Origin of the sequence: Chryseobacterium pennae (assembly GCF_003385515.1) — a bacterium.
Taxonomy (GTDB): Bacteria; Bacteroidota; Bacteroidia; order Flavobacteriales; family Weeksellaceae; genus Chryseobacterium; species Chryseobacterium pennae.
In genome coordinates this window covers 40,606-62,510 of sequence record NZ_QNVT01000031.1, presented here as the reverse complement: position 1 = coordinate 62,510, position 21,905 = coordinate 40,606, and the positions used below count along the sequence as shown (strand labels likewise).

Here is a 21,905-nt window from a genome sequence, read left to right as displayed (position 1 = left end):
AATCAAAATTCTCACTAAATTTGCACTGTGTATATAGATAAAGAAGATTTAGACGAATTAGAGTTTCCGCAATTGCTCGCGGAAATCTCCCCATTTGCGTATTCTCCGAAAACAAGAGAAAAAATTCTTCAACTTCGTCCGATGGAAATTGACGAGGCAGAACTTTCACTGAAAAAAACGTCAGAATATCTGTCGAGTTTTGAAAGTTCAAATGCGATTCCGTTTGATGAATATGAAGATATTGAAGGTGAGCTGAAACTGATGCTTATTGAGAATTACCGTCTGGAAAACAGTGCTTTCATCAAAATAAAAACCATCACGGAACAGATCGGAAGATTACAGAAGTTCTTCCCTACCATGCCGGAAACATTTCCTACTTTACTGGAAGAGGTTTCTATCCTGGAATTCAGAAAAGAGATCATCGATAAGGTAGATAAGGTCTTCAACCGTTTTGGTGAGGTAAAAAGTGAGGCTTCTCCGGCCTTAAAAGGGATAAGAACTGAAATCCAGCATGCTAAAAAAGCAATTCAGGAAAATTTCAACCGTGCTTTGACCACCTACGGACAAAGTGACTTTTTGGATGATATACGGGAAACTATTATTGATGATCAAAGGGTTTTAGCGGTAAAATCAGGTTTTAAGAAAAGAGTTCCGGGAAGAACCCTGGGAATTTCAAAAACCGGTTCTATCACTTATATTCAACCGGACAGTGTAGTAAAACATTACTTTAATCTTCGTGAAAACGAGGAGGAAGAGAAAAAAGAGATTGATAAGGTTTTAAGAAAACTGACAGCAGAACTGGCAGAATTTCAACCTCAGCTGTGGAGGTATCAGATGTATATATTTGATCTGGACCTGGTAAGGGCTAAAGCTAAGTTTGCAGACCTGGTCAACGGAGTTCTTCCAAAGATCAACCGTCATAAAACATTAAAATTAAGAGAAGCCTTCCACCCTCTATTATGGTTAAGAAATAAGGTTGAGAACAAAACGATTCATTCCCAGACCCTGGCTTTAACGGAGCACAACAGAATTATCTGTATCTCCGGACCTAATGCCGGTGGAAAATCAATTACACTGAAAACAGTGGGATTACTGCAACTGATGATTCAGAGCGGTATTCTGGTTCCTGTACATCCAAAGTCTGAGATGTTTTTCTTTGAGAAGATCATGACTGATATTGGTGATAATCAATCTATTGAAAACCATTTATCAACGTATTCATCAAGGTTAAAGAAGATGTCCGGAATCATTCGTGAGGCTGATGCTAATACGCTTTTACTGATTGATGAGTTCGGAACAGGTTCTGATCCGGAACTGGGAGGCGCGCTGGCTGAAAGTTTCATGGAATTTTTCTATGATAAAAAGAGCTTTGCAATCATTACGACGCATTACACGAATATCAAACTTGTTATAGAACAGCTTCCGAATGCTCAGAATGCGGCGATGCTTTTCAATGAGGAAACATTGGAGCCTATGTACAAGTTGGAGGTTGGCCAGGCAGGAAGTTCATTTACTTTTGAAGTTGCTGAGAAGAATAAAATCCCAAGATTTATCATTCATTCTGCCAAGAAAAAGGTAGAGCATGATATTGTTAATCTTGATAAAACAATTGTAAAGCTACAGCAGGAGAAATTTGAGGTTGAAAAACTGAAATCTGATCTTGCCGAAAGAAAAGAGTCTGTAGAAGACAAACGTGATAATCTTCAGAAACTGAATGAACAGCTGCAACAGAAACTTTTCAATTTCCAGAAACTTTATGAAGAGGAACACCGTAAGCTTCAGTTTGGAAACAAAATTGAAACTTTCATCGACAGCTATACGAAAGGGAAATCCAGAAAAGACGTTGTGAAGGATTTTGTGAAACTGCTTGAACAGGAGAAGTTCAGAAAGATTGGTGCTGATAAAGATGAAACCAAACGTCTTCAGGTGGTTAAAAGAAAGATCACCCAACAGCTTAAAAAAGAAGATGTGATTGAGAAAATTGCTGAAACGAACGAGAAGCTGGAAGAAAAGCGTAAGAGTGACCGTGCAGTCTGGATGAAAGAAGGCCAACGTGTCCGCATCACCGGAAGTACCAGCGTAGGAACCATTGAGAAAATTTCCAGAAATAAGGTTATTGTTAACTATGGAACCTTCAAGACAACGATTGATGCGGATGAATTAGAGAGAATCTAATCTATTTTCAAATGGATTAATTTCAGAATTTGAAAATTAACGGAATACAATAATGGAAGAGAGTGTCTGAGGATGCTCTCTTTTCTTTTGTACATTATCAATATAATTTTTCTTACTTTTAAGCAAAACAATAATTTATGAAACCATTAAAAGTACTTTCAGACCTTCTTCCTATACCGAGCTATACAGTTATCATCCTCTGTTTTTTCTTTCCTTTTTTCCTGATAAAATGTGGGGATACAACCTTAATGTCTATTAAAGGAACTGATCTGGTAACAGGGGTTTCCCAACAGGCAATGAATGAACGTATGAAGGAAAACCTTAAGCAGAACTCTCCTTTTGGATCAGCTTTTGGAAATGATTCAAGCGATAAATCATCAAACACTGATAGTGAATATTCTCCTCTAAATGATTCGAAGGATAAAAAAGGTAAAGAAAATATTCCGCCGAGCCCGCTTATCATCATTGCATTTTTAGCTGCTATTGCAGGAATTGTCATTCACCTGATCAAAAGTATTAAGAAAAAGTATATTTATCATATTTCCATTTCTCTGGTTGGGCTGATCTCTTTATTGGCCTTCTATCTGACTTTCCAGTCCAAGATGGAGGGATTGGGAAACAACCAAATAGGAATGGGATTGGGAGGTGAAATGACCATTAGTTATGGTTTTGGAACAGCTTTTTATATATGTGGAGCATTATTCCTGTTCCTGATGTTATTTTTCGGAGTCTTTTCATATTACCTGAAAAATGATCCGAAAGCTATTTATGATTCATCTAATCAAAGATCAGACTCTTAATACTGATTTGTAGATGAAAAACTATTCTAATATGGACAAGATATATCGATCATTATTTTTAATTGGAATTTTCAGTATTTCACCTTTTATGAGTGCACAGCAGAAAACACCCAATCCGGCACAAAAATTCAGTACGATAAAAATCGATGATATTTCAAAGGAAAACCTAATTATACCTACTTATGAGACCCTGGCTTCCTATGCCAAAAAAAAGCAGCCAGTCAATGGGACATTTTACAAACTAGGACATGATAAAGACAACAATAAACATATTGCTGAGCTGAGAGACAAAGCTGACAACCCTATTCCATTAACGACTTATGAATTCAAGGACGGAATAATCAGCCTTATTCTGACTGGTAAAAAAGATACACAGAAGTATTATACAAGAACAACTGAAAATACAGGATATACCCAGCAATTCTCTGACTCATTTAAGACCCAAGTTGACTTCTACAAAAATGGTTCAATTCATACCATAAAACATTTTGGATACGGAGTAAAAGCTTCCGGTTATCCGCGAGGAATATGGTACGCTTATGCTGAAGATGGTACATTACAACAGAAAGTAGACCATGACTCTCATTTCAGGATGACTTTTTATGATCTTCTGACTATAGCGGATTCATATGGATCTCCCTTTATAGGTATTGACAGAGCTTTTAATGACATTCATTCCTATTGGTATATTTCACTTTCTCCACATCCAGAAGATAGAACGACAAAAGAGAGAACCCTATTGGTAGACGATAAAACAGGGCAAATAATATACAGTATCGTCGATGGACAAAAAAAATATTTGAAAACCAAAGCCTATGATAAACTAAATCTCAGTAAAGAATCTCTGGAATGGTTACAGGAGAATGACAAGTATTATATTCCTGATGATGAATTTTATAAATTATTCAGAGGATATTGATAATTTCAATAAATACATTTTTATTTTACCCATCCAAAAAGCATTAAATTTATATATTTGGGAATCTAAAATTTGTTAAGATGATTTCAGTAAACAAAGCATTGTACCTGTCTGCTTTCAGTATTTTTTCTTTAGCCTTCGTTAAAGGGCAAAACAAAGTTCCTTTTGGTGTTGTAAAAGCTGAAGAAGGCTACGCCAATGTACGTGTACATAAGGATAACTATAGGAAAATTGTAGATAAGATCCGTATGCGCAAAGGGGATGTTTTCGTTTATGTAAAGCCGGCTCCTGGAGAAACGGAATGGATCTGGATCAAATATCCTGAAAAGCAGGACGAAGAGAAACCATTTGTTCGCTATGAAACGCTTGATAAAGAAGGAATGGTAAATAAAGAACGTATTGCCTTTATTGATCAGCTTCCAGCCTATACTCCTTCTAAATCTAAAAACGGAAAGTCACTGATTTTTACCGATAATTCTGATCCTAAAATCCCTACTGCACAAAGAAGCAAGGTTGTGATTGATGTATATCCATCCAATGCTGGATACCGCAAAAAGGAAAAAGATGCCGAAGGAAAGCTTCTTACTATTGATAAAGTAAAGCCCTGGGGAATTGGAAATGATCTTCCTGAAGGTATGACGGAGATTAAATCCATCCGACTACAGCAGCCCGGAAGAGGTTCTGTTTTTGTAAGAGAAGCTATTAAAAATATGTTCCAGCCTACTATGGATTTTAACAATGTAGGAGTAACTTCACTGGACAATGATAACATTTTCCTTTATATGATCAATGGTTCCGGAGAAAACCGATATACGACTCTATGGACCATTAAGAAGGGAAGAGTAATCAGCCAGATTATTTATCATAATCCGGAATAAATTCATTAATTTTGCAGCCGAAAAAGTTTTAACGCTTATTCATCATAGAAACTGGTTCTGCATCACCGCAGATTAAAAGGGAACCGTGTGAAAATCACGGACTGTCGCGCAACTGTAAGTAACTGAAATCTTTATCAAAAGATCCACTGTGCGAGGCATGGGAAGGAGATAAAGATGTTACAAGTCAGGAGACCTGCCGCTTTCTTAAACAAGAAACTTTCGCGATCTGAAGTTTTATTGATCTGATGGATTATTTCAGGGATTTCCAAAGTTCCTGTCATTATTCTGTTGTTTTGATACTATTTCATTTCGCTTTAATTAATAATGAAATATGACTACAGAAGAAAGAATTGAAGCTGCCGAAACCAGAATCTTTAAAGCGGTTTTCCCTAACACAACCAATCATTATGATACCCTTTTCGGAGGTACTGCCATGCAGCTTATGGATGAAGTAGCCTTTATTGCAGCGACTCGTTTCGCAAGAAAAAGAGTGGTAACAGTAAGCAGTGATAAAATCGATTTTAAAAAACCTATTCCTGCAGGAACGATTGTAGAGCTTATCGGAAAAGTTTCATATGTTGGAAAAACCAGTATGAAAGTAAGTGTAGAAATCTATACAGAGCAGATGTATTCTTATGAAAGAGAAAAAGCAATTGTAGGTGACTTCACCTTTGTAGCAATTGATGAATTCAAGAAACCAATCCAGATACTATAAATAAAAATTTTCGGGCGGCCTTTGGCCGCCCGAAAATTTTATGATATTTATTTTACTCTAAATTCAGAATAAAACATTTCTGTTTTTATTGATATCAGAAAGGCCAAACAAGTGACTTTTATTAATTACAGGAATAACTTCCAGCCTCCATGCTCTAAACTGACCATCCTTATCAAACTCAGATTATTTTAAGACCTTTTCTGTTTCCAGACCTCTGCTCAACAACATTTCAAAAGCCTCTCCCATTTCATCTGACGCTCTGGTAATAGCATTTTCAAGCATATTTCTGATCTGTTTTTCAGTCACTCCAGCTTCTGTCCAGCTTTTGCCGGAAGTATAGGAATTAAGAATAAAAGGCATAATTCTGTCGATAGAACATGCAAAAATAGCATCTGGAGTTGCTTCTTCCTCAAACTCAAGCCATAGATTAAAGAATTCTGTTCTTAAAGGTTCATCGAGAATTCCGAAGATCTTCTGTGCGGAAATTTTTTCTCTTTCAAACTTCCCCACCATTGCTGCCTCATCAAAAAGGAAAGTATCACCTGCTTCAATCTCCACAAGATCATGAATCGAAAGCATTCTTATAACTCTTAACAAATCAATATCTGTGCGGTTTTTTGCATACGGATAAAGGATTTGGGCAAGAATAATAATCTGCCATGAATGCTCTGCTGTATTCTCTCTTCTGGAATCGTCTGCATTATAATTTCTTCGCTGTACATTTTTCAGGGCATCTACTGCCAGGATAAAATCAATTTCTTTCTGGATCTTCATCTTACTTATCTTTATTATATTGTTCTGATGTATATACCTTGGTTTTGGTTACCCATTTATTGTTTATTTTTTCTTTCGTGATCACTTTTACACGATCTTCACTAGTCATATCCACTTCTTTTTCAAAAACTCTATCCAGTCCTTTATTCGGAATTATGGCATATTCTGTAGTGAAAATATCACAACATCCCGATTTTCCGGAAGTGATAAGACGTTTACGTTTGGAATCAACATCAAAAATATCAAACCCATTCGATGCCAGATCCGTAAGCTCTTTACTTTTTACAAAACTCATTCTTGTACTGTTGAAAACGTATACATCATATGAAGCACTGTGATAGTTCCCCATATTTCCGTTCCTTATAGCTATATCTTCGGTACCATCAAAATTAAAATCATCTATAATAAGCGATCTCTGTTCATCGGTCAGCGTCATCATTTTTCCGGGCCTCGGTTTTTGATCCGGCTTTAAGTCTATTACCAGGTCATCAGATACAAAAGTCTGGACCTTGGCATTGTTGTTATTAAACAGATCTACTGTACTTTTGCCTTTACAACTACCTTCAAAACAGTTTTCAGAATGAATGACAGCACTATAATTTTTTGATATATTTTTGACTTCAAGCTGGTATTGCCCAAAACATAAAGGTCCTAATAATATAAAAGCGGATAAACTCCTGTAATAATTCAAAATATTCATGTTCATAGTAATATAGGTTCAAATGTTTTTTAAAAACGTCCAAACAAAAATACGAATCATTACTCCGATTTCAAAACCCAAACGTATTTACATGAGTGACAAAACTTGAAAAGATAGCAGTCAGTTCTGTTATTTTGAATTTTGGATATTTTGTACACAAAAATTATACAAATACTTCACTAATTATTTGGATCGCTATACATAAAACACATTTTACCACAGATAAAAAACCAGATATATAAACTATCAGTAAAAACGGTTTTCATCCTCTATATTTTTCCAAAATTCATCAAAATCTTAAACTTTTCAAAAGACTTTTTTCTCAAAATAAGATTTTCAAAAATATGAATTAAAAATTATAATACTGATTATCAATTAATTAAATGTTTTATTTTAAAAATTTCACTACTTTGTATTGCATAATACCATTTTATTTACATATCTTTGTAATGTAAAATTAGAATAGGCTCAACTAGCTAGGAGCATTTTTCTAAAAATATAACCTAATTAACAAACTTATACAAGATGAATACTGAAAATACCAAAGCGCAAATGCGAAAAGGAATTCTGGAATTCTGTATTCTAAGTCTCATTAATAATCGCGAAATGTATGTTTCCGATCTTATAGATGAGCTGAAAAAAGGAAAACTGGATGTAGTGGAAGGTACCCTCTACCCTCTTCTTACAAGACTTAAAAACGGAGAGTTTCTCTCTTATAGATGGGAAGAATCTACAGGCGGGCCACCCCGAAAATATTATCAGATCACGGAAAAAGGAAAACTTTTCCTGAATGAACTTCTAAATACGTGGAATGAGCTTACAGCCTCAGTAAACCAAATCACACAACAACATTAAAAAACAAAGCTATGAACAAGACACTCTCAATAGGACTCGCAGGTTTTTCTTTTACGATAGAAGAACACGCATATATAAAGCTCAGCGATTACCTGAACGCTCTGAGAAGCTCACTGGATGCTTCCGAAGCAGATGAGGTAATGCATGACATAGAAATAAGAATGGTGGAGATCTTCAGAGATTCACTGGGAAAACGTGAAGTGATCAACGATACAGATGTAGAAAAAGTAATCGCACAGATCGGAACCCCTGAAAAAATCGAAGAACAGGAAGAGGCTTATTTTTCTGAAAAAAATACAACTAAAAATACCAATACAGGAACTAATTACTCAGATAAGAAACAATTGTTCCGTGATCCTGAAAAACAAAAAGTAGCAGGTGTTTGTGCTGGTTTAGCTCAGTATGTAGGAATGGATATTACGGCTATGAGAGCGATTTGGCTGGGGGTTTTCGTCTTAGGAATCTTCACTGCAGCAATCTCCTCTTCATTAATAGGTCTTCTTTATGTAATTCTTTGGGCCGTACTTCCAAAGGCTGAAACTGCAGCAGATTTCCTGAAAATGCAGGGAAAGCCTATGAACTTCGACAATCTTAAGAATGAGTCTAACAAATTGGTACAGTTTGCCAATGAATCCACTCAGAGAGTCGGAGAAATCTACAACGAAAACAAGCCTTACATCAACAATGCAGGAAGTGGAGCATGGAATATAATCAAATATATTGTAGGAGGAATCTTCGTATTGATGGCGGTAGGAAGTATTATCGGAGTATTTGTGTTATTCGGTCTTTTCGGAATGGATACAGATTTTCCCGGGGCTAATCAGATCAGATTTTATATGGATGATCAGGGACTTGATAAAGTATTGGCAGCCATAATGGTAATCGGAAGCTTAATCCCTGCAATTCTGTTCAGTTTATTAAGCATCAAGATCTTTTCTCCAAAAACAAAGTTGAGAAACATAGGATGGGTAATAGGAGGTTTATTCCTTCTTCTGATAGGACTGGGAACTTACTTTGGAATCAGTATGGCTAAGAAAAATCTGATCTACAAAGGAAGTAAAGAAGATACTGAAAATGTAGCGATCAATACAACTTCTGATACGATATATGTAGACATGAAACAGGTAAGTATTCCACAGAACTACAAAGCGTATGATGATGATATTTATTCGGATAAGAAAAATGTGTATGAGGAAGATTATGTTTCTGTAGAAGTTACAAGAAAGCCGGATATCAAAACACCATACCTTATTATCAAAAAAGAAGGAAACGGATATAACTTCCCTATCCAGCTTACCGTTCCTGTAGAAGTAATTAACAATAAAGTAATGCTTCCTAACTTCGTAAAGTATCCTTATGATCACAGATTCAGAGATTACAGAGTGAACTATGAACTTGTAGTACCACAGAAAATGCGGGTAATCTCAATGAACAAAAACAGAATCAATATAGATGGAGATCTGGATGGTGATGGTATTAATGATGATGATCAGAACAGAGATGAAGACGAAAACGGAATCAGAATTGAAAAGAATAAAATCACAGTAAACGGTTCCAGCATAGAATATAACTCTGATGACAAGGACAGCATTATCATCAATGGTAAAAAGGTTCCGAATAACCAGGCTAAGAAAGTAATTGATTCTGTAGCATCTGATATTAAAAAGATCAACAAGGATGTAGATATCAAAATCAAGGACGGAAAAAACGAAATATCCATACAAACTAAATAATTAACTACAGAGAGTGGTAGCAGGTGTGAATGGAAAGCAACCGTTTGAAATTCACACCATTCTTCTCTCAGAAAAGTGAAAAAAGCTACTATTTAGTTCTCTATGTGAAAAAATTGTTTTAATTTCGTATAGTTAAAAATTTAATAACCAACCAACACTAAAAAAACACTCTTATTATGATACAATTTGCAATGGAATTCGTAATGAAAATCGTAGATTTAATCAACGGTTTGTTTTAAGAGCAATAATATTTCAATATATTTGTAAAAGTATAACCAATTTGGTTATACTTTTTTGTTTTTAATCCAAGAATCTATGAAAAAGCTGATAGGCAAACTGATGTTAAAGTTATTAGGATGGAAAGTTGTTCTGCAGGGCGATGTTAACGTCCTCAACAGATGTATCCTGGTGGTGGCACCGCACACCCATAATATGGAATACATTTTAGGAAATTTTGCCTATTGGTCCCTGAATAAACCTTTGAAAATCATCATCAAGGATGCTCACACCAAAGCCTGGTACGGAGGAATTGTAAAAGGACTGGGAGGAATTGGAATAGACAGAAGCCAGAAAAACGACCTTGTTAATTTTGTGGCCAGTCAGTTTGCTAAGGAAGATTTCAGCCTTGTGATTACCCCGGAAGGAACAAGAAGCTGGGTTCCGAAATGGAGAAAAGGATTCTACCATATGGCTATGGCAGCAAAAGTGCCTATTGTACTGGCGGCAGGAGATTTTAAAAGAAATGTTGTTTACCTGGGTTATACCATTCCTTATGAAAGAATTGCATCTGTGCCATTTTCTGAAATCATGCAGGAAATTCAGGATTATTATGTAACAAACGATATTGTACCTAAAATTCCGGCCAACTGGAACCCTAATATTATGGGAACAGGCGAATAATCAATTATTATATATTAATCATCACATATCTTTATAAAAATGAAAGGTCAGACCAAAGAAGAAATACTAGCATTCATCAACAATTGGGGTGATGAAACCTTTGCAAAAGCAATGGAAATTAAATTCATCGATATAGATTTCGAAAATGAAACTCTTACTGCCACCATGCCGGTATTGCCAAGAACACACCAGCCTTTTGGAATCATGCACGGAGGAGCAAGCTGTGTATTGGCTGAAACGCTGGGTTCAAGTCTTTCTAATATTTTCATTGATGGTGATAAATACTATGGTGTAGGAACCAATATCAACTCCAATCACTTAAGAAGTAAAAAGGATGGGATTGTAACAGCCACTGCCAGATTCATCAGAAAAGGAAAAACAATGCACGTTTCTGAAATTGAAATCAGAGATGAAAAAGGAACACTTATTAACCATACTACGATGACGAATAATATCATTAATAAGTAGGTTGAATTGACATTAAAGAATCAAAGGCTCAAATTTTTTTGAGCTTTTTTTATATTCTTACTGCAACCTTTTCATTTTCTTTCGTCTTATAAGAAACCAACAACCATGAAAATTCAAATTTTAGCTTTTTTAACTGCTTTCTTATTCTGTATTTCCTGTAATAATGAAGATTCAACTCTTATAGAAAAGAAAGCATCTTATGACGTCTATCTTGGCGGGGTAGATGAATTTAAAGCCTGTTACTGGAAGAACGGGCAGCAAACCTTTGTACAGGGAGGAGAAAACCTGATGGGAACTAAAATTATTGTTGATAATAATGATATGTATCTCTTCGGAACAAATATAGATAAGATTGACCCAAAACCTGCATGGTATTTCTGGAAAAATGGGATAAAACATAATGTATCAGAATATTTAAATGCATCAAATGACCCAAATTTTTCCATTGTAAATGGGATCGTTCATAACGGGAATATTTATTTTCTAGGGACTTTAACCAATCCTTCACCTACCTCTCCAGAGGACAAATACCAATATTGTTACTGGAAAAATGGAGTAAAAACAGTATTAGATTATTATGGAGGGAATAATAATATGATAATGAATAATATGGCAGTGTTTAATAATGACATCTATATATCTGTTCGCAAAAACTTTAATTATTCTTCAAATCCGACACCTACGTGGGATCTAGGATATTACAAAAATGGAAATTATCAGAGTCTTATTAATGGTACCAATGAACTTTTGTCTCACAGCTTTATTAATGATCCTTCTAATCCTTCTCAGTCTTATATGCTAACAAAATATACCAATAATCTGGATAATTTTATTAGCTCTGCTAAAAATATTTCTTCAGGAAATGATATGCAGATTCCAAGTAATATTCTTCAGAGCGGAGTCAACCAAATATATTTTGAAGGATCTGATCAGTATTATATAGGTAAAGATTTCTATTATAAAAACAATACATTAGTTACAATGAATAATCCCAGTGGGTTCAATACTATAGGACATTTCGCTGTAAAAGATCAGAATATCTACACTATCAGATACAACTCATATCAGCCATCAGTGAAGTTTTATATAAATGATGTAGAAACTCAAAGCCTCCCTAATATATTTAGAGGGTGTTTCAATTCAATCTTTGTTGTAAAAAAATAACACAATTGATGATAAAGATTAGTGATTGAGAAATCTACAAGGTATATTCCCAAAAAGTTTTGGGGATATGCCATTTTTTATTTTCCCATCTTATAAAATAACACCTATAGAAATAACTTTACTTTCAAGAAATAAAAAACATAATACTCATATTAGAGAGAAGATCAACTCTTAACATAAGTAGCTAAAAATTAATACGATTGATAGTAAAAACTAACGACTGGCAAAAAATATACAGTACACACTCTCCTAAATTGTTGGGGATTTGCCGTAGGTATATACAAGACCTGCATACAGCGGAAGACATTCTTCAGGACAGCTTTATTGCAGCCATCCAAAATATTCATCAGCTTAAAGATGAGAAGATGCTTTTTGCCTGGCTCAAAAAAATTGTAGTCAACAATGCGTTACAGTATTTACGGAAAAGCAATAAAGAAACTTTTATTACGGATGAATTACCAGAAACCTTTGATGCATCACTTGCAATGAGTAATACTGACGAAAAAGTGAATATTCTTGCCTATGATTTTACTCAAGAAGAACTTCTGTCTTCTATTGACAGCCTACCTAATCATCATAAATCAGTTTTCAATTTATATTTTATTGAAAACTACTCACATGCAGAAATTGCCAATCAACTTGGAATTACTATCAATACATCAAAGTCACATCTTTTAAGAGCTAAAAAAGCAGTACAAAGCCATCTGCTCAAAACAATACAACCAGCTACTCCTAAAAACAGAAAAAAACTCACTCAGCTATTGGTTTTTATTGGCTTAGGAAATCTATTGTGGGCGCAGACTTTCAGAAGTAAATTCTCAGATTTTTCACTGTCAACTTCAAGAATATTGAGAATACCGGAGGATGTTACTCCTACACCTTATCCTATTCCTGTAAGCTCAAGATTGACAAAAAGAATGGGAACGGTAACGGGTGGCGGAACTCTTTTAATTCTTATCATTGTCTGTGTTATTATTTACCGACCAAGCAGAAGTATCTTTTTCAGCAATAGTATTCATTCTGGAAATTCAGAAACGATAGAAAATGGAATACAACCTAAAACTGAAACTGAATCCCTACAAAATTCTATTTCTACTATTAATCGATACGATGTACAGGAAAATAAGCAAACAACACCAGAAATAGAAAAAACAGAAATTCCGGAGGTAACAGCAGGTAATATAAAAGCAAAAGGGCATCAAATCACCACAAAAGATACTGCTAAAGAAGACTCTCCCCGAAAAGTCATTGTTGTAAAGAAAATTATACAGAGAGACACCATATATGTTGAAAGATAAATATACAACCATCATGTTTTTTAAAAAATCATTTTTAATAATTTTCCTGATTATTTTACAGACCTTCAATGCTCAAAGAAAAAAAACAGACACTCTATATGTTTATGAAAAAGTCATTATTTATGACACTATTTATCTGGAAAAAGCGTTGAAAATACAGCCCAAAGGGATTATTCTCAATGAAACTACAGCAACAGCTGGAAAAGATCCGATACAACAATTTACCTTTTTCAGGGATCAGGTTAAAGGAATCCCGATATCCGTAACAAAAAAAATTCAGTTTGGAATAGAGATTGGAACGGGCATTAAAAATAGTAATTGGGCTAAAGAGCTTGGCAAAAATAACACTCAATTTGGAATAAATGCCGGATTATGGATTTCAAAGCCGATTATTAATAAGTTATCATTAATGTTTTCAGCTCATGTATATCATTGGAATTCTAATTTTGATCTGGACGCCCGCAAAGAAGATACATGGCTGAATGGTTATTATTTTACAAAAGATTCCCAACCTCTACTCTTTCAGCAATTCAATAATAAACATTTTGAATATGCTTTACAATTAAAATTATTATATGAATGGAGAAACTTCAAGCCGTTTATAGGTATTTTAACCCATAAAAATATTTATAAAATGAAATTTTTAACACCAGAAAACAATATTCTAAACAAACCGGATGATTTTACTTCCAATCAGCTTAATTTTGGATATAGTATGGGAATTCAGTACAAAGCGCTGAAAAAATGGATACTATCTGTGGACTACCAGGAATATAAAATGAACAATGTTTCCTTAAAAAACAGCACATATAATTTTGACATCTTTCAGACTAATAATACCTTTGCAGAAAGGAAAATCAACTTCGGAATTTCCTATATTATTTCCGGTTAGTGATTTTCAAAATCCATTCATAACTCATGATTTATTTCAAACTTCCCTTCAATGAAGGATTGCATACTGTAGAGGAAACAAACGATAAAGATGCTGTCAATTTTTATTCTTATAACAGCCTTACCCAAATTAACTTTAATGGAAATATCATCAAAGCTGATCTGATAAAGTTTCATGATCTCTCTGTTACCAATGAATTCCTTCCTGAGGATACAACCGGTTTTACAGCAGAAACCAAAGAGGAATACTGCAATACTTTACAGCAGGTAATTGAAATCATTAAAGAAAACAATCTTCCTAAACTGGTTTATTCAAGAAGAAAAATCTTTACAGCCTTTAATACGATTGATTATAAGGCTAGTTTTGAGAATTTATGCCAATCCTACCCTAATGCCTTCAGATATTTGTTTAATGACAGAGAAAATGCGTGGATGGGGGCCTTTTCGGAAGTATTGGGAAAATTCAACAAAGCTACACATGAGTTTGAAACTATGGCATTGGCAGGAACTCTTCCTGTTTCTGAAGAATGGACAGAAAAAGAAATTGAAGAGCAAAAACCGGTTACCTCTTACATTCAGACTATTCTTAAAAACTATTCTGATCAGGTTCAGCAATCCGAAACGTATGACCATGTTTCAGGGAATATCAAGCATCTCCGTACAGATTTTAAAACAACTATAAAGCCTGATGACCTTGATAACCTGATTCAGGATCTACACCCTACTCCGGCAGTTTGTGGTATACCTAAGGATTTTTGCAATGAAAACATCAGAAAGTACGAGAAATTTCCGCGTGAATTCTATGCCGGTTATATAAAAGTGGAAACTGAAGAGAGTGTTCTTTATTTTGTAAATCTTAGATGCGCAAGGCTTTATAAAGATTCTCTACACGTTTTCGTAGGAGGTGGAATTACTGCTCAAAGTAATCCAGAAAAGGAATGGATGGAAACAGAGCTTAAGTCTGAAGCTATTTTGAAAAACCTGGTTGTCTCCTAGTAAATAGAAAGTTTGTGTTTCAATAGTAAATTTTGGCTAAAGCCAATAATGGAATTATTTCATTTACTAGGATGGGCTAAAGTCCACCTCTATCGATGCTGATATCCAAATGGATATGTATATGGGGAATAGTTGTTTAATGACAAGATCTTTTATCTTTTATCTTTTATCTTTTATCTTTTATCTTTTATCTTTTATCTTTTATCTTTTATCTTTTATCTTTTATCTTTTATCTTTTATCTTTTATCTATAAAAAAACCTCCTTCAAAACGAAAGAGGCTATATCTATAAAATTTAATTTATTTACTTCTTTACACCGATTCGGCTCCAGGTATCCATTACAAAAAGAAGGATAAGGCCTATTGCAGCAGCGGATGCAGAAAATACAAACTTAATGTTGTCTTCATCAGCGATAAGGTCATTCTGCCAGTTGATAGCATAAAGATTGATGGCAATGAAAACAATGAACAGTACTAAAAATACTTTATAAAACTTCTTCATAATTTTTAAAAATTAACATAATTCAGCACCAATTGGGCAAAATTTGCAGTGAATAATTTAATTGAAATCGCTAAAAGAATAATACCGAAAACTTTCTGAAGAATCATCAAAGTTGCATCTCCTATTTTCTGCTCCAGCCATTTCGCTGATTTCAGCACCAAATATACGAAAATTGTATTAAGAATAATTCCGCAGATAATATTAATATCATGAAATTCAGCTCTGAGGGATAATGCTGTTGTTAAAGTTCCGGCACCTGCAACCAATGGAAATGCGATGGGCACAATGGATGCAGCCTTTGCTTCCGTTGTTTTATTGATCTCTATACCTAAAATCATTTCAAGCGCTATGACAAAAATCACAAAAGCTCCGGCAATGGCAAATGAATTGACATCTACTCCAATCAGCTTTAGAATTTTATTCCCTACAAACAGGAAAACAATCATAATTGCTCCGGCAGTAATCGAAGCTTTTCCAGCTTCAATCTTTCCGAACTTCTGCTGAAGGCTTACTATAATAGGAACCGAGCCGATAATATCGATAACGGCAAAAAGAACCATAAAGCTGGTAACGATCTCTTTAAAAGAGAAACCATCAAAAATTTCCATCTCTTTGTAATTAAAAATTTCGCAAAAATATGAAAATAAACTGACTATTTGCTAATTTGTGAATATAAATTAACAATTGTTTTCAAAAGTTCTTCAATACCTTCTTGAGATTTCACAGGAGAATATTTCTCCATTTGAATTTTCTGCTGCAATCTTGCATACTCTTCTGCAACTGAAGAACCTTTATGCTTTTCAAGAAAAGTCTTAAACTCAGCAACAGAGCCTTGGAAATACTGATTTCGTACTTCCTGATCCAACTCTTCCAAAGTGGTAAAGAACTTTTCATACTCACCATTATCCTTGAGGTTTTCAAGATAACCAAAATAATCATTGATGTCCGTTTTCAGCAACTCTCTGATTTCTTTTTCTGTTTCAGCCACTGAACCTAAGGGTTTTTGAGATATAGTTTCATTAACTAATGCGCGCTTTTTTTGCCAAGTTTTAAATATCAGATAGACAACAAATAAGCCTAAAAGAATAGTAATATTGGTCAAAAGAATATTCCAGTGGAATTTATTTTTTTCTTTTACTTTAAATGAGGTGGTTTTTAAGACCGGTGTATTTACCGTTTCCAGCAGATTATTGGTATATTCATTTACCTTTTCTACTGTAGAACGGGACTCCATTACCTGGTCGTGTGAAAGTGCATTTACATCTAATGTTTTTTGCCCCAGATCCACATATTCCTTATTTTCAGGATCAAAAAAGGCAAATGGCTCTGTCTTAATGGAAATGGCTCCTGATTTATTAGGAATCACTACATAGTTAGCCATAATGGTACCTTTCATCCCGGAAGCTCCAGGAGAAACCTTCGATGTGATTTTTGGTGCAAAAACTTCATAGTCGGGAGAAGCTACAATTTTAGGAAGCTCCATATCGGGTAAATTTCCTTCTCCGGTAACCTTTACAACAACATTTAGTGGTTTTTTGGCTTCGGGTTTTTCCTTAGTTGTATTATGAACGCTTACACTGAAGTTTCCTACTGCATTTTTAAAACCATCAGGTGCTCCTTCCGGAAGCTTTCTTACATTAAGCTTTATCTTATTGGAAACAATTTTATTTTTGTTTGAATAAGTACTTACTGATGCTGATACTCCAGGAACTTCAACATATCCGGCTTTATTCGGGAATACCATAAACATGGCCAAGATCTGCGATGACATATTTCCGTTACCGGAAGGATCAATCTCGGATTTAGTGAAATTGATAGGATGTACATTGATATTTTCCTGTTGCGGAAGACGGATATTTTTTACTTTTCTGAGATTATCCATATTTCTGGAATATACTTTCAGAACAGCAATAGTAGGCTGATCCTGATAAACATCCCTGTCTTCGATTTCCATATTCAGAAATACTTCATTGGAAGTATTACCAGCTAAGGATCTTTTATCAACAATATCGCGGATATTAACGTCGAAAGGCTCTGTTTTATAGATTTTGTTATTTACAGTAACCAATACGGACCCTATTTTGATTTTACCCTTTTTCTTGGGTTCAAGCGCAATTCTGGATACTTTTTGAGTAATAAGCGTATTGGTAGCGGGATCAATTACAGTATTGGTTACAGATCCGCTGCCTATAATATTAAATTTTGAAAGGTCCGGAAGCTGGAAACCTGTCTGCTGAACAAGGTCTGTTCCATTAAGTTCGAGAACAATGGTAAGGTTTACAACATCTTTTCCACCATACTCTGTTTTATCAGCATCAAGAGAAAGATTTACCTGTCCGTAAGTAATTACGGATGCCAGAGTAAGCAATATGTAAATCAATCTATACTTCATCACCAATCTTTCTCGTTGCTTTCGGGCATCGAATAAGAATTTTTGTTTAAAATTCTTCTGGCGGTTTCTTTTTCTTTTTCGTTTATTTTATCTAAGAGCTGATTTTCAAGATTTTTGGGCATTTTACCCTCATTATTCTGATTCTGCTGAGGATTGCCTTGGTCACTTTTGCCTTCGTTTTGTTGGCCATTTCCCTGATCCTGCCTTTGGTCTTTTTTATCACCCTGATCATCACCTTTGTTCTGATCGCTTCCGCCGCCACCTTTTCCAGAGTTATTCTGCTGGTTTTTATTTTGTTGCTTTTCTTTTTCTTTCAGCTTGGCAATTTCATAATTCTTACGGGTAGCCTCACTGTAAGGGTTTTGTTTAAGCGCTTTTTTATAATAATCTGCCGCTTTTTCCGGCTGATTCATCTGCATATAGGTATTCCCTAAATTATGAAGTGCTGCAGCCTTATCAGGAAGAGTTTGGGAAAGCTGTTGTGCTTTTTCAAATTCGGACTTTGCCTCTTCATATTTTTTACTTTTATATAAAGCATTTCCCATATTATAATGAGCCGTAAAATCCTTGTCATTGGATTTCACAGCCTCCATATATTTGGAGGACGCTCCATCATAGTCTTTACCGTCAAATTTCTGATTGCCTTCATGAACCAAAGTTCTGTAGTTTTCCTGCCCAAACAAAAAGCCTGAGAATGAGAAAGCAACTATAAACGATAAAAATATGGTTTTAGTATTCATTACTTGCAAAATTATTCCTTTATATGTTAAGAAACAGAGTTTTATTTGTTAAAATTCGGTTAAAGTATCTGTAGATATTCTTCTATAAATAAAGGAAAATTATAGATTAAAATCATTTTTAAGATTAAAAATATAAATTAAAAAGAAAAACAGGATAGAGACCGCTAAGAAATATTGATAATAATGATTGGCATTCTGTGATTTCACAAGTGTTTCCGATCCTGAAGACTTCTTATTGATCGCATCAATGATCCTATCCGGAGCTTCATTAATGTTATTTCCATCAATATAGGTTCCTCCTGTAGATCCCGCCATTTTATTTAAAGCTTCGGTCTGTCTTTTAGAAATTACAGTCCCTCCGTTTATGTCTGTTTTATATCCCATCAGCTGCCCATCATTGTATACCGGAACGGGAGCCCCTTCATCTGTTCCTATTCCTACAGAGGTAATAGCTATTCCTTCTTTATTGGCAAGTCTTATTGCTGCATTATCATTTCCTTCATTATCCTCACCATCACTCAGCAGTATAATTTTCCGTGATCCTTTGCTTACATTTTTAAATTTTTCAGTAGCTGCCTGTATCCCTTTCAGAAAATCTGTTCCCTGAATCTTCATAGAGGTAGTTTCAATACCACTGATATAAGTTTCTGCAGAGTTATAATCTGTTGTTAATGGCATAATGGATATTGCCTGTCCCGCAAAAATGACAATTCCGATCTTATCGTTTTTCATTTTCGACATGGTCTGTATCATCACATTTTTCGCTTCCATCAGTCTGCTTGGTTCAATATCTTCAGCATTCATGGAATTGGAAACATCCAGCATAAAGATCACATTATTCAGTTTTTGGTTGCTTTTCACTTCTTCGGACCCATTCAGAAGATCAATGATAGAAAATATTAAAAACAACGTTCCCAACAGATATAATGCCGGAAAGAACCTTGTAAATCCCGAACTCTTTTCAAATAAATTATCATGAAACTGGCTTGCTGCAAAGATGTCTCTCTTTTTCTTTCTCCATTTCAGAAAATGAATCAAAAAGGAAGCTAACAGCGGCAGAAGCAGCAGTAAGAACAAATACCAGTAATTTCCTAAAGACCAACTCATCAACTTAAAATTTTATAAAACATCCATCTCAATAATGCATCCAGCACCAGCATCGCCAAAGCAATCCACAAAAAGATTTTAAAATACTCTTCATAATTGTACAGCTTTGACACTTTCACATCAGATTTTTCCAGATGATTGATCTCATCATATACTTCTTCAAGACTGCTGTTGGAAGTAGCTCTGAAATACTTTCCGCCTGTCGTTTGGGCAATTTCTCTCAATGTATTCTCATCAATCGTCACCTCAGCCTCTGTAAAGATAAGATCTCCGAAAAAATCTACCGCTGTAGGCATCAGCGCATACCCATTTGTTCCTATCCCAATGGTATATACTTTTATGTCATTATTTTTTGCAAGTTCTGCGGCAAGCTGTGGTGGAATTGCATTTTCTATATTACTTACCCCATCAGTCATCAGAATGATCACTTTACTTTTTGCTTTACTTTTCGTTAAATGATTTACGGCAACAGAAAGGCCTTCTCCGATGGCTGTCCCCGGCTCTAAACCTGTAGAATTAAGATTTTTAATCTCATCTATCACCACCTGATGGTCTGAGGTCACAGGAACTTTGGTAAATGCTTCTGCAGCATAAGCCACCACTCCTATTCTATCATTTGGACGTTTCTGTACAAATTTAATGGCAATATCTTTAAGAGCAGTAATACGGTCAGGATTTAAATCCTTCGCCAGCATACTGAGTGAAACATCAATAGACAGCATAATATCAACTCCTTTGGTATCATCCCTGTCCTGTGAAACTGTAAAGGTTCTCGGTCTTGCCATCGCAATAATAAGTGCAGACAGAATAATATACTTGGATATTTTCAATAAGAAAAGAATTCCTTGTATTCCACCACTCATTCCCATATTTTTTATGGTAGGAACTTTTATACCTTTTCTTTTATTTTTACCCGCATCTTTTACAAGAAGAGGAATAAACAGCAAAAAAAGCAGTAAAAACCACGGACTGTAAAACTCAAAATTAAACATCCTTTCTTAAGTTTTCAAATTCTAAATCCTGGGACGACCTTTTCACAAAATCTCTGATATCTGCAAAATCTTTCTCCATTGTAATCTGATCCGGAAATGTTTTGGCAAATTTCACCAGATCCCCTCTCAGGAATACTTCTTCAATAATTTTCTCGTTATCCTGAGAAATGGTATTGTTCTTTTTCATCACCTCAATAAGATCATCTGTCAAAAGAACATCAGCAGGAAGGCGATATTGTTTGGTAATAAAATTTCTGGATATTTCGATAAGTTCAACATAAAAGGAACGGAAATTACCTTCTTCAATATATTTTTTCTTTTTAAGAGAATCCAGCTCCTTTAAAGTCTGATTGGTAGCCACTACCGGAGATCCTTTTGCTTTTCTGCCCCATTTTACAATCATAAAAATGGCAATAATCAGAGCAATGGCTGCCAATGCTGCCAGAATATAAAGTTTGTAAAGCTCCCAATAATCCTGAGCAGCAAGTTTTATCTCCTTATTTTTCATGATATCATTAATCTGGTCTGCTTTCTGAGCAGTATTAATGACATCTATTTCATAAGGAATGGTTTTAAGAATTTTATCTCCAACTTTAAACTCCAGTTCCGGAATAGTAAACTTTCCTTCCTCAAAAACAGCAAATTCTATTTTCCTTTCATAAAAATTAGCGTTTTGCCCAATACTGTCCTTGGTTTCTTCAAAATGAAAAGGCAACAGTTCGTTTTTGGCTGCAGAGTTTACCTGCTCATTATTTAGATTATCAATCTTTATCGTAAGATGATTGAGTTCCCCCAGAGCCAAGGTTTTCTTCTCTACATTAGAAGATAAGATCTGTGAAAACGCATTTGCACAGACTAGGAAAGATAATATTAAAAGTATTTTTCTCAATGTTAAAATAATAATAAA

The 21,905-nt window shown here is 34.8% G+C and carries 22 protein-coding genes and 1 riboswitch; of the genes, 13 read left to right on the top strand and 9 right to left on the bottom strand.

The window, feature by feature from the left end; all coding sequences use genetic code 11:
• Positions 1 to 27 precede the first annotated feature (27 nt).
• The 5 genes from DRF65_RS23695 to DRF65_RS23675 all read left to right on the top strand — a co-directional run bounded on the left by DRF65_RS23695 (position 28) and on the right by DRF65_RS23675 (position 5,487).
• Entirely contained in the window at positions 28 to 2,175 is a 2,148-nt protein-coding gene (locus DRF65_RS23695) for an endonuclease MutS2 (protein ID WP_115973194.1), read from the top strand.
• Between the two features lie 137 nt (positions 2,176 to 2,312).
• Positions 2,313 to 2,975 carry a hypothetical protein gene (locus DRF65_RS23690; RefSeq protein ID WP_115973193.1) on the top strand — a complete coding sequence of 221 codons (663 nt, stop codon included), beginning with the start codon at positions 2,313 to 2,315 and terminating at the stop codon, positions 2,973 to 2,975.
• Between the two features lie 31 nt (positions 2,976 to 3,006).
• A complete protein-coding gene (locus DRF65_RS23685) occupies positions 3,007 to 3,894 on the top strand; it encodes a hypothetical protein (protein ID WP_123947427.1) in 888 nt (295 codons plus the stop codon).
• An 80-nt stretch (positions 3,895 to 3,974) separates the two neighbouring features.
• A complete protein-coding gene (locus DRF65_RS23680) occupies positions 3,975 to 4,772 on the top strand; it encodes a hypothetical protein (RefSeq protein ID WP_115973191.1) in 798 nt (265 codons plus the stop codon).
• 35 nt (positions 4,773 to 4,807) lie between these two features.
• Positions 4,808 to 4,987: riboswitch (cobalamin riboswitch) on the top strand.
• A 116-nt stretch (positions 4,988 to 5,103) separates the two neighbouring features.
• Entirely contained in the window at positions 5,104 to 5,487 is a 384-nt protein-coding gene (locus tag DRF65_RS23675) for an acyl-CoA thioesterase (RefSeq protein WP_047098292.1), read from the top strand.
• A 183-nt stretch (positions 5,488 to 5,670) separates the two neighbouring features.
• Here the strand turns inward: DRF65_RS23675 and DRF65_RS23670 are convergent, their stop codons facing one another.
• Positions 5,671 to 6,261, bottom strand: coding sequence for an HD domain-containing protein (locus DRF65_RS23670; RefSeq protein WP_115973190.1), 591 nt, complete (start codon positions 6,259 to 6,261; stop codon positions 5,671 to 5,673).
• A 1-nt stretch (position 6,262) separates the two neighbouring features.
• Entirely contained in the window at positions 6,263 to 6,967 is a 705-nt protein-coding gene (locus DRF65_RS23665; RefSeq protein ID WP_115973189.1) for an XAC2610-related protein, read from the bottom strand.
• A gap of 519 nt (positions 6,968 to 7,486) precedes the next feature.
• On the opposite strand from DRF65_RS23665, the gene DRF65_RS23660 reads away from it, so the two are divergent.
• The 8 genes from DRF65_RS23660 (at position 7,487) to DRF65_RS23625 (ending at position 15,266) form a co-directional block, all read left to right on the top strand.
• Positions 7,487 to 7,816, top strand: a complete 330-nt coding sequence (locus DRF65_RS23660) for a PadR family transcriptional regulator (protein ID WP_115973188.1) — start codon at positions 7,487 to 7,489, stop codon at positions 7,814 to 7,816.
• A gap of 11 nt (positions 7,817 to 7,827) precedes the next feature.
• The gene (locus DRF65_RS23655) at positions 7,828 to 9,549 is read left to right on the top strand and encodes a PspC domain-containing protein (RefSeq protein WP_115973187.1); all 1,722 of its coding nucleotides are present in this window, start codon (positions 7,828 to 7,830) and stop codon (positions 9,547 to 9,549) included.
• Between the two features lie 315 nt (positions 9,550 to 9,864).
• Positions 9,865 to 10,449, top strand: coding sequence for a 1-acyl-sn-glycerol-3-phosphate acyltransferase (locus DRF65_RS23650; protein ID WP_115973186.1), 585 nt, complete (start codon positions 9,865 to 9,867; stop codon positions 10,447 to 10,449).
• 39 nt (positions 10,450 to 10,488) lie between these two features.
• The gene (locus DRF65_RS23645) at positions 10,489 to 10,917 is read left to right on the top strand and encodes a PaaI family thioesterase (RefSeq protein WP_115973185.1); all 429 of its coding nucleotides are present in this window, start codon (positions 10,489 to 10,491) and stop codon (positions 10,915 to 10,917) included.
• Between the two features lie 105 nt (positions 10,918 to 11,022).
• On the top strand, positions 11,023 to 12,081 hold the full coding sequence (locus DRF65_RS23640) for a hypothetical protein (protein WP_115973184.1): 1,059 nt from the start codon (positions 11,023 to 11,025) through the stop codon (positions 12,079 to 12,081).
• A gap of 200 nt (positions 12,082 to 12,281) precedes the next feature.
• Entirely contained in the window at positions 12,282 to 13,379 is a 1,098-nt protein-coding gene (locus tag DRF65_RS23635; protein ID WP_165852305.1) for an RNA polymerase sigma factor, read from the top strand.
• Positions 13,366 to 14,271, top strand: a complete 906-nt coding sequence (locus tag DRF65_RS23630) for a hypothetical protein (protein WP_115973182.1) — start codon at positions 13,366 to 13,368, stop codon at positions 14,269 to 14,271. The genes DRF65_RS23635 and DRF65_RS23630 overlap by 14 nt, the downstream gene beginning before the upstream one ends.
• Before the next feature lie 26 nt (positions 14,272 to 14,297).
• Complete coding sequence (locus DRF65_RS23625; protein ID WP_115973181.1) at positions 14,298 to 15,266, top strand: chorismate-binding protein; 969 nt, start codon at positions 14,298 to 14,300, stop codon at positions 15,264 to 15,266.
• A 303-nt stretch (positions 15,267 to 15,569) separates the two neighbouring features.
• Here DRF65_RS23625 and DRF65_RS23620 read toward each other — a convergent pair whose 3' ends face one another.
• The 7 genes from DRF65_RS23620 to DRF65_RS23590 all read right to left on the bottom strand — a co-directional run bounded on the left by DRF65_RS23620 (position 15,570) and on the right by DRF65_RS23590 (position 21,887).
• Positions 15,570 to 15,767 carry a hypothetical protein gene (locus DRF65_RS23620; RefSeq protein WP_066694630.1) on the bottom strand — a complete coding sequence of 66 codons (198 nt, stop codon included), beginning with the start codon at positions 15,765 to 15,767 and terminating at the stop codon, positions 15,570 to 15,572.
• 5 nt (positions 15,768 to 15,772) lie between these two features.
• Positions 15,773 to 16,375 (bottom strand): MarC family protein, encoded by a 603-nt coding sequence (locus tag DRF65_RS23615; protein WP_115973180.1) that lies wholly within the window; start codon positions 16,373 to 16,375, stop codon positions 15,773 to 15,775.
• 44 nt (positions 16,376 to 16,419) lie between these two features.
• Positions 16,420 to 18,159, bottom strand: a complete 1,740-nt coding sequence (locus DRF65_RS23610; RefSeq protein WP_115973179.1) for a BatD family protein — start codon at positions 18,157 to 18,159, stop codon at positions 16,420 to 16,422.
• Positions 18,159 to 18,899: a tetratricopeptide repeat protein gene (locus DRF65_RS23605; RefSeq protein ID WP_115973178.1), complete on the bottom strand. Its 741-nt coding sequence runs from the start codon at positions 18,897 to 18,899 to the stop codon at positions 18,159 to 18,161. Before DRF65_RS23605 ends, DRF65_RS23610 begins: the two co-directional genes overlap by 1 nt.
• A 99-nt stretch (positions 18,900 to 18,998) precedes the next feature.
• Positions 18,999 to 20,006 (bottom strand): vWA domain-containing protein, encoded by a 1,008-nt coding sequence (locus tag DRF65_RS23600; protein ID WP_115973177.1) that lies wholly within the window; start codon positions 20,004 to 20,006, stop codon positions 18,999 to 19,001.
• Positions 20,006 to 20,998 (bottom strand): VWA domain-containing protein, encoded by a 993-nt coding sequence (locus DRF65_RS23595; RefSeq protein WP_115973176.1) that lies wholly within the window; start codon positions 20,996 to 20,998, stop codon positions 20,006 to 20,008. Before DRF65_RS23595 ends, DRF65_RS23600 begins: the two co-directional genes overlap by 1 nt.
• A complete protein-coding gene (locus DRF65_RS23590; protein ID WP_115973225.1) occupies positions 20,991 to 21,887 on the bottom strand; it encodes a BatD family protein in 897 nt (298 codons plus the stop codon). The genes DRF65_RS23595 and DRF65_RS23590 overlap by 8 nt, the downstream gene beginning before the upstream one ends.
• Between the last annotated feature and the right edge of the window lie 18 nt (positions 21,888 to 21,905).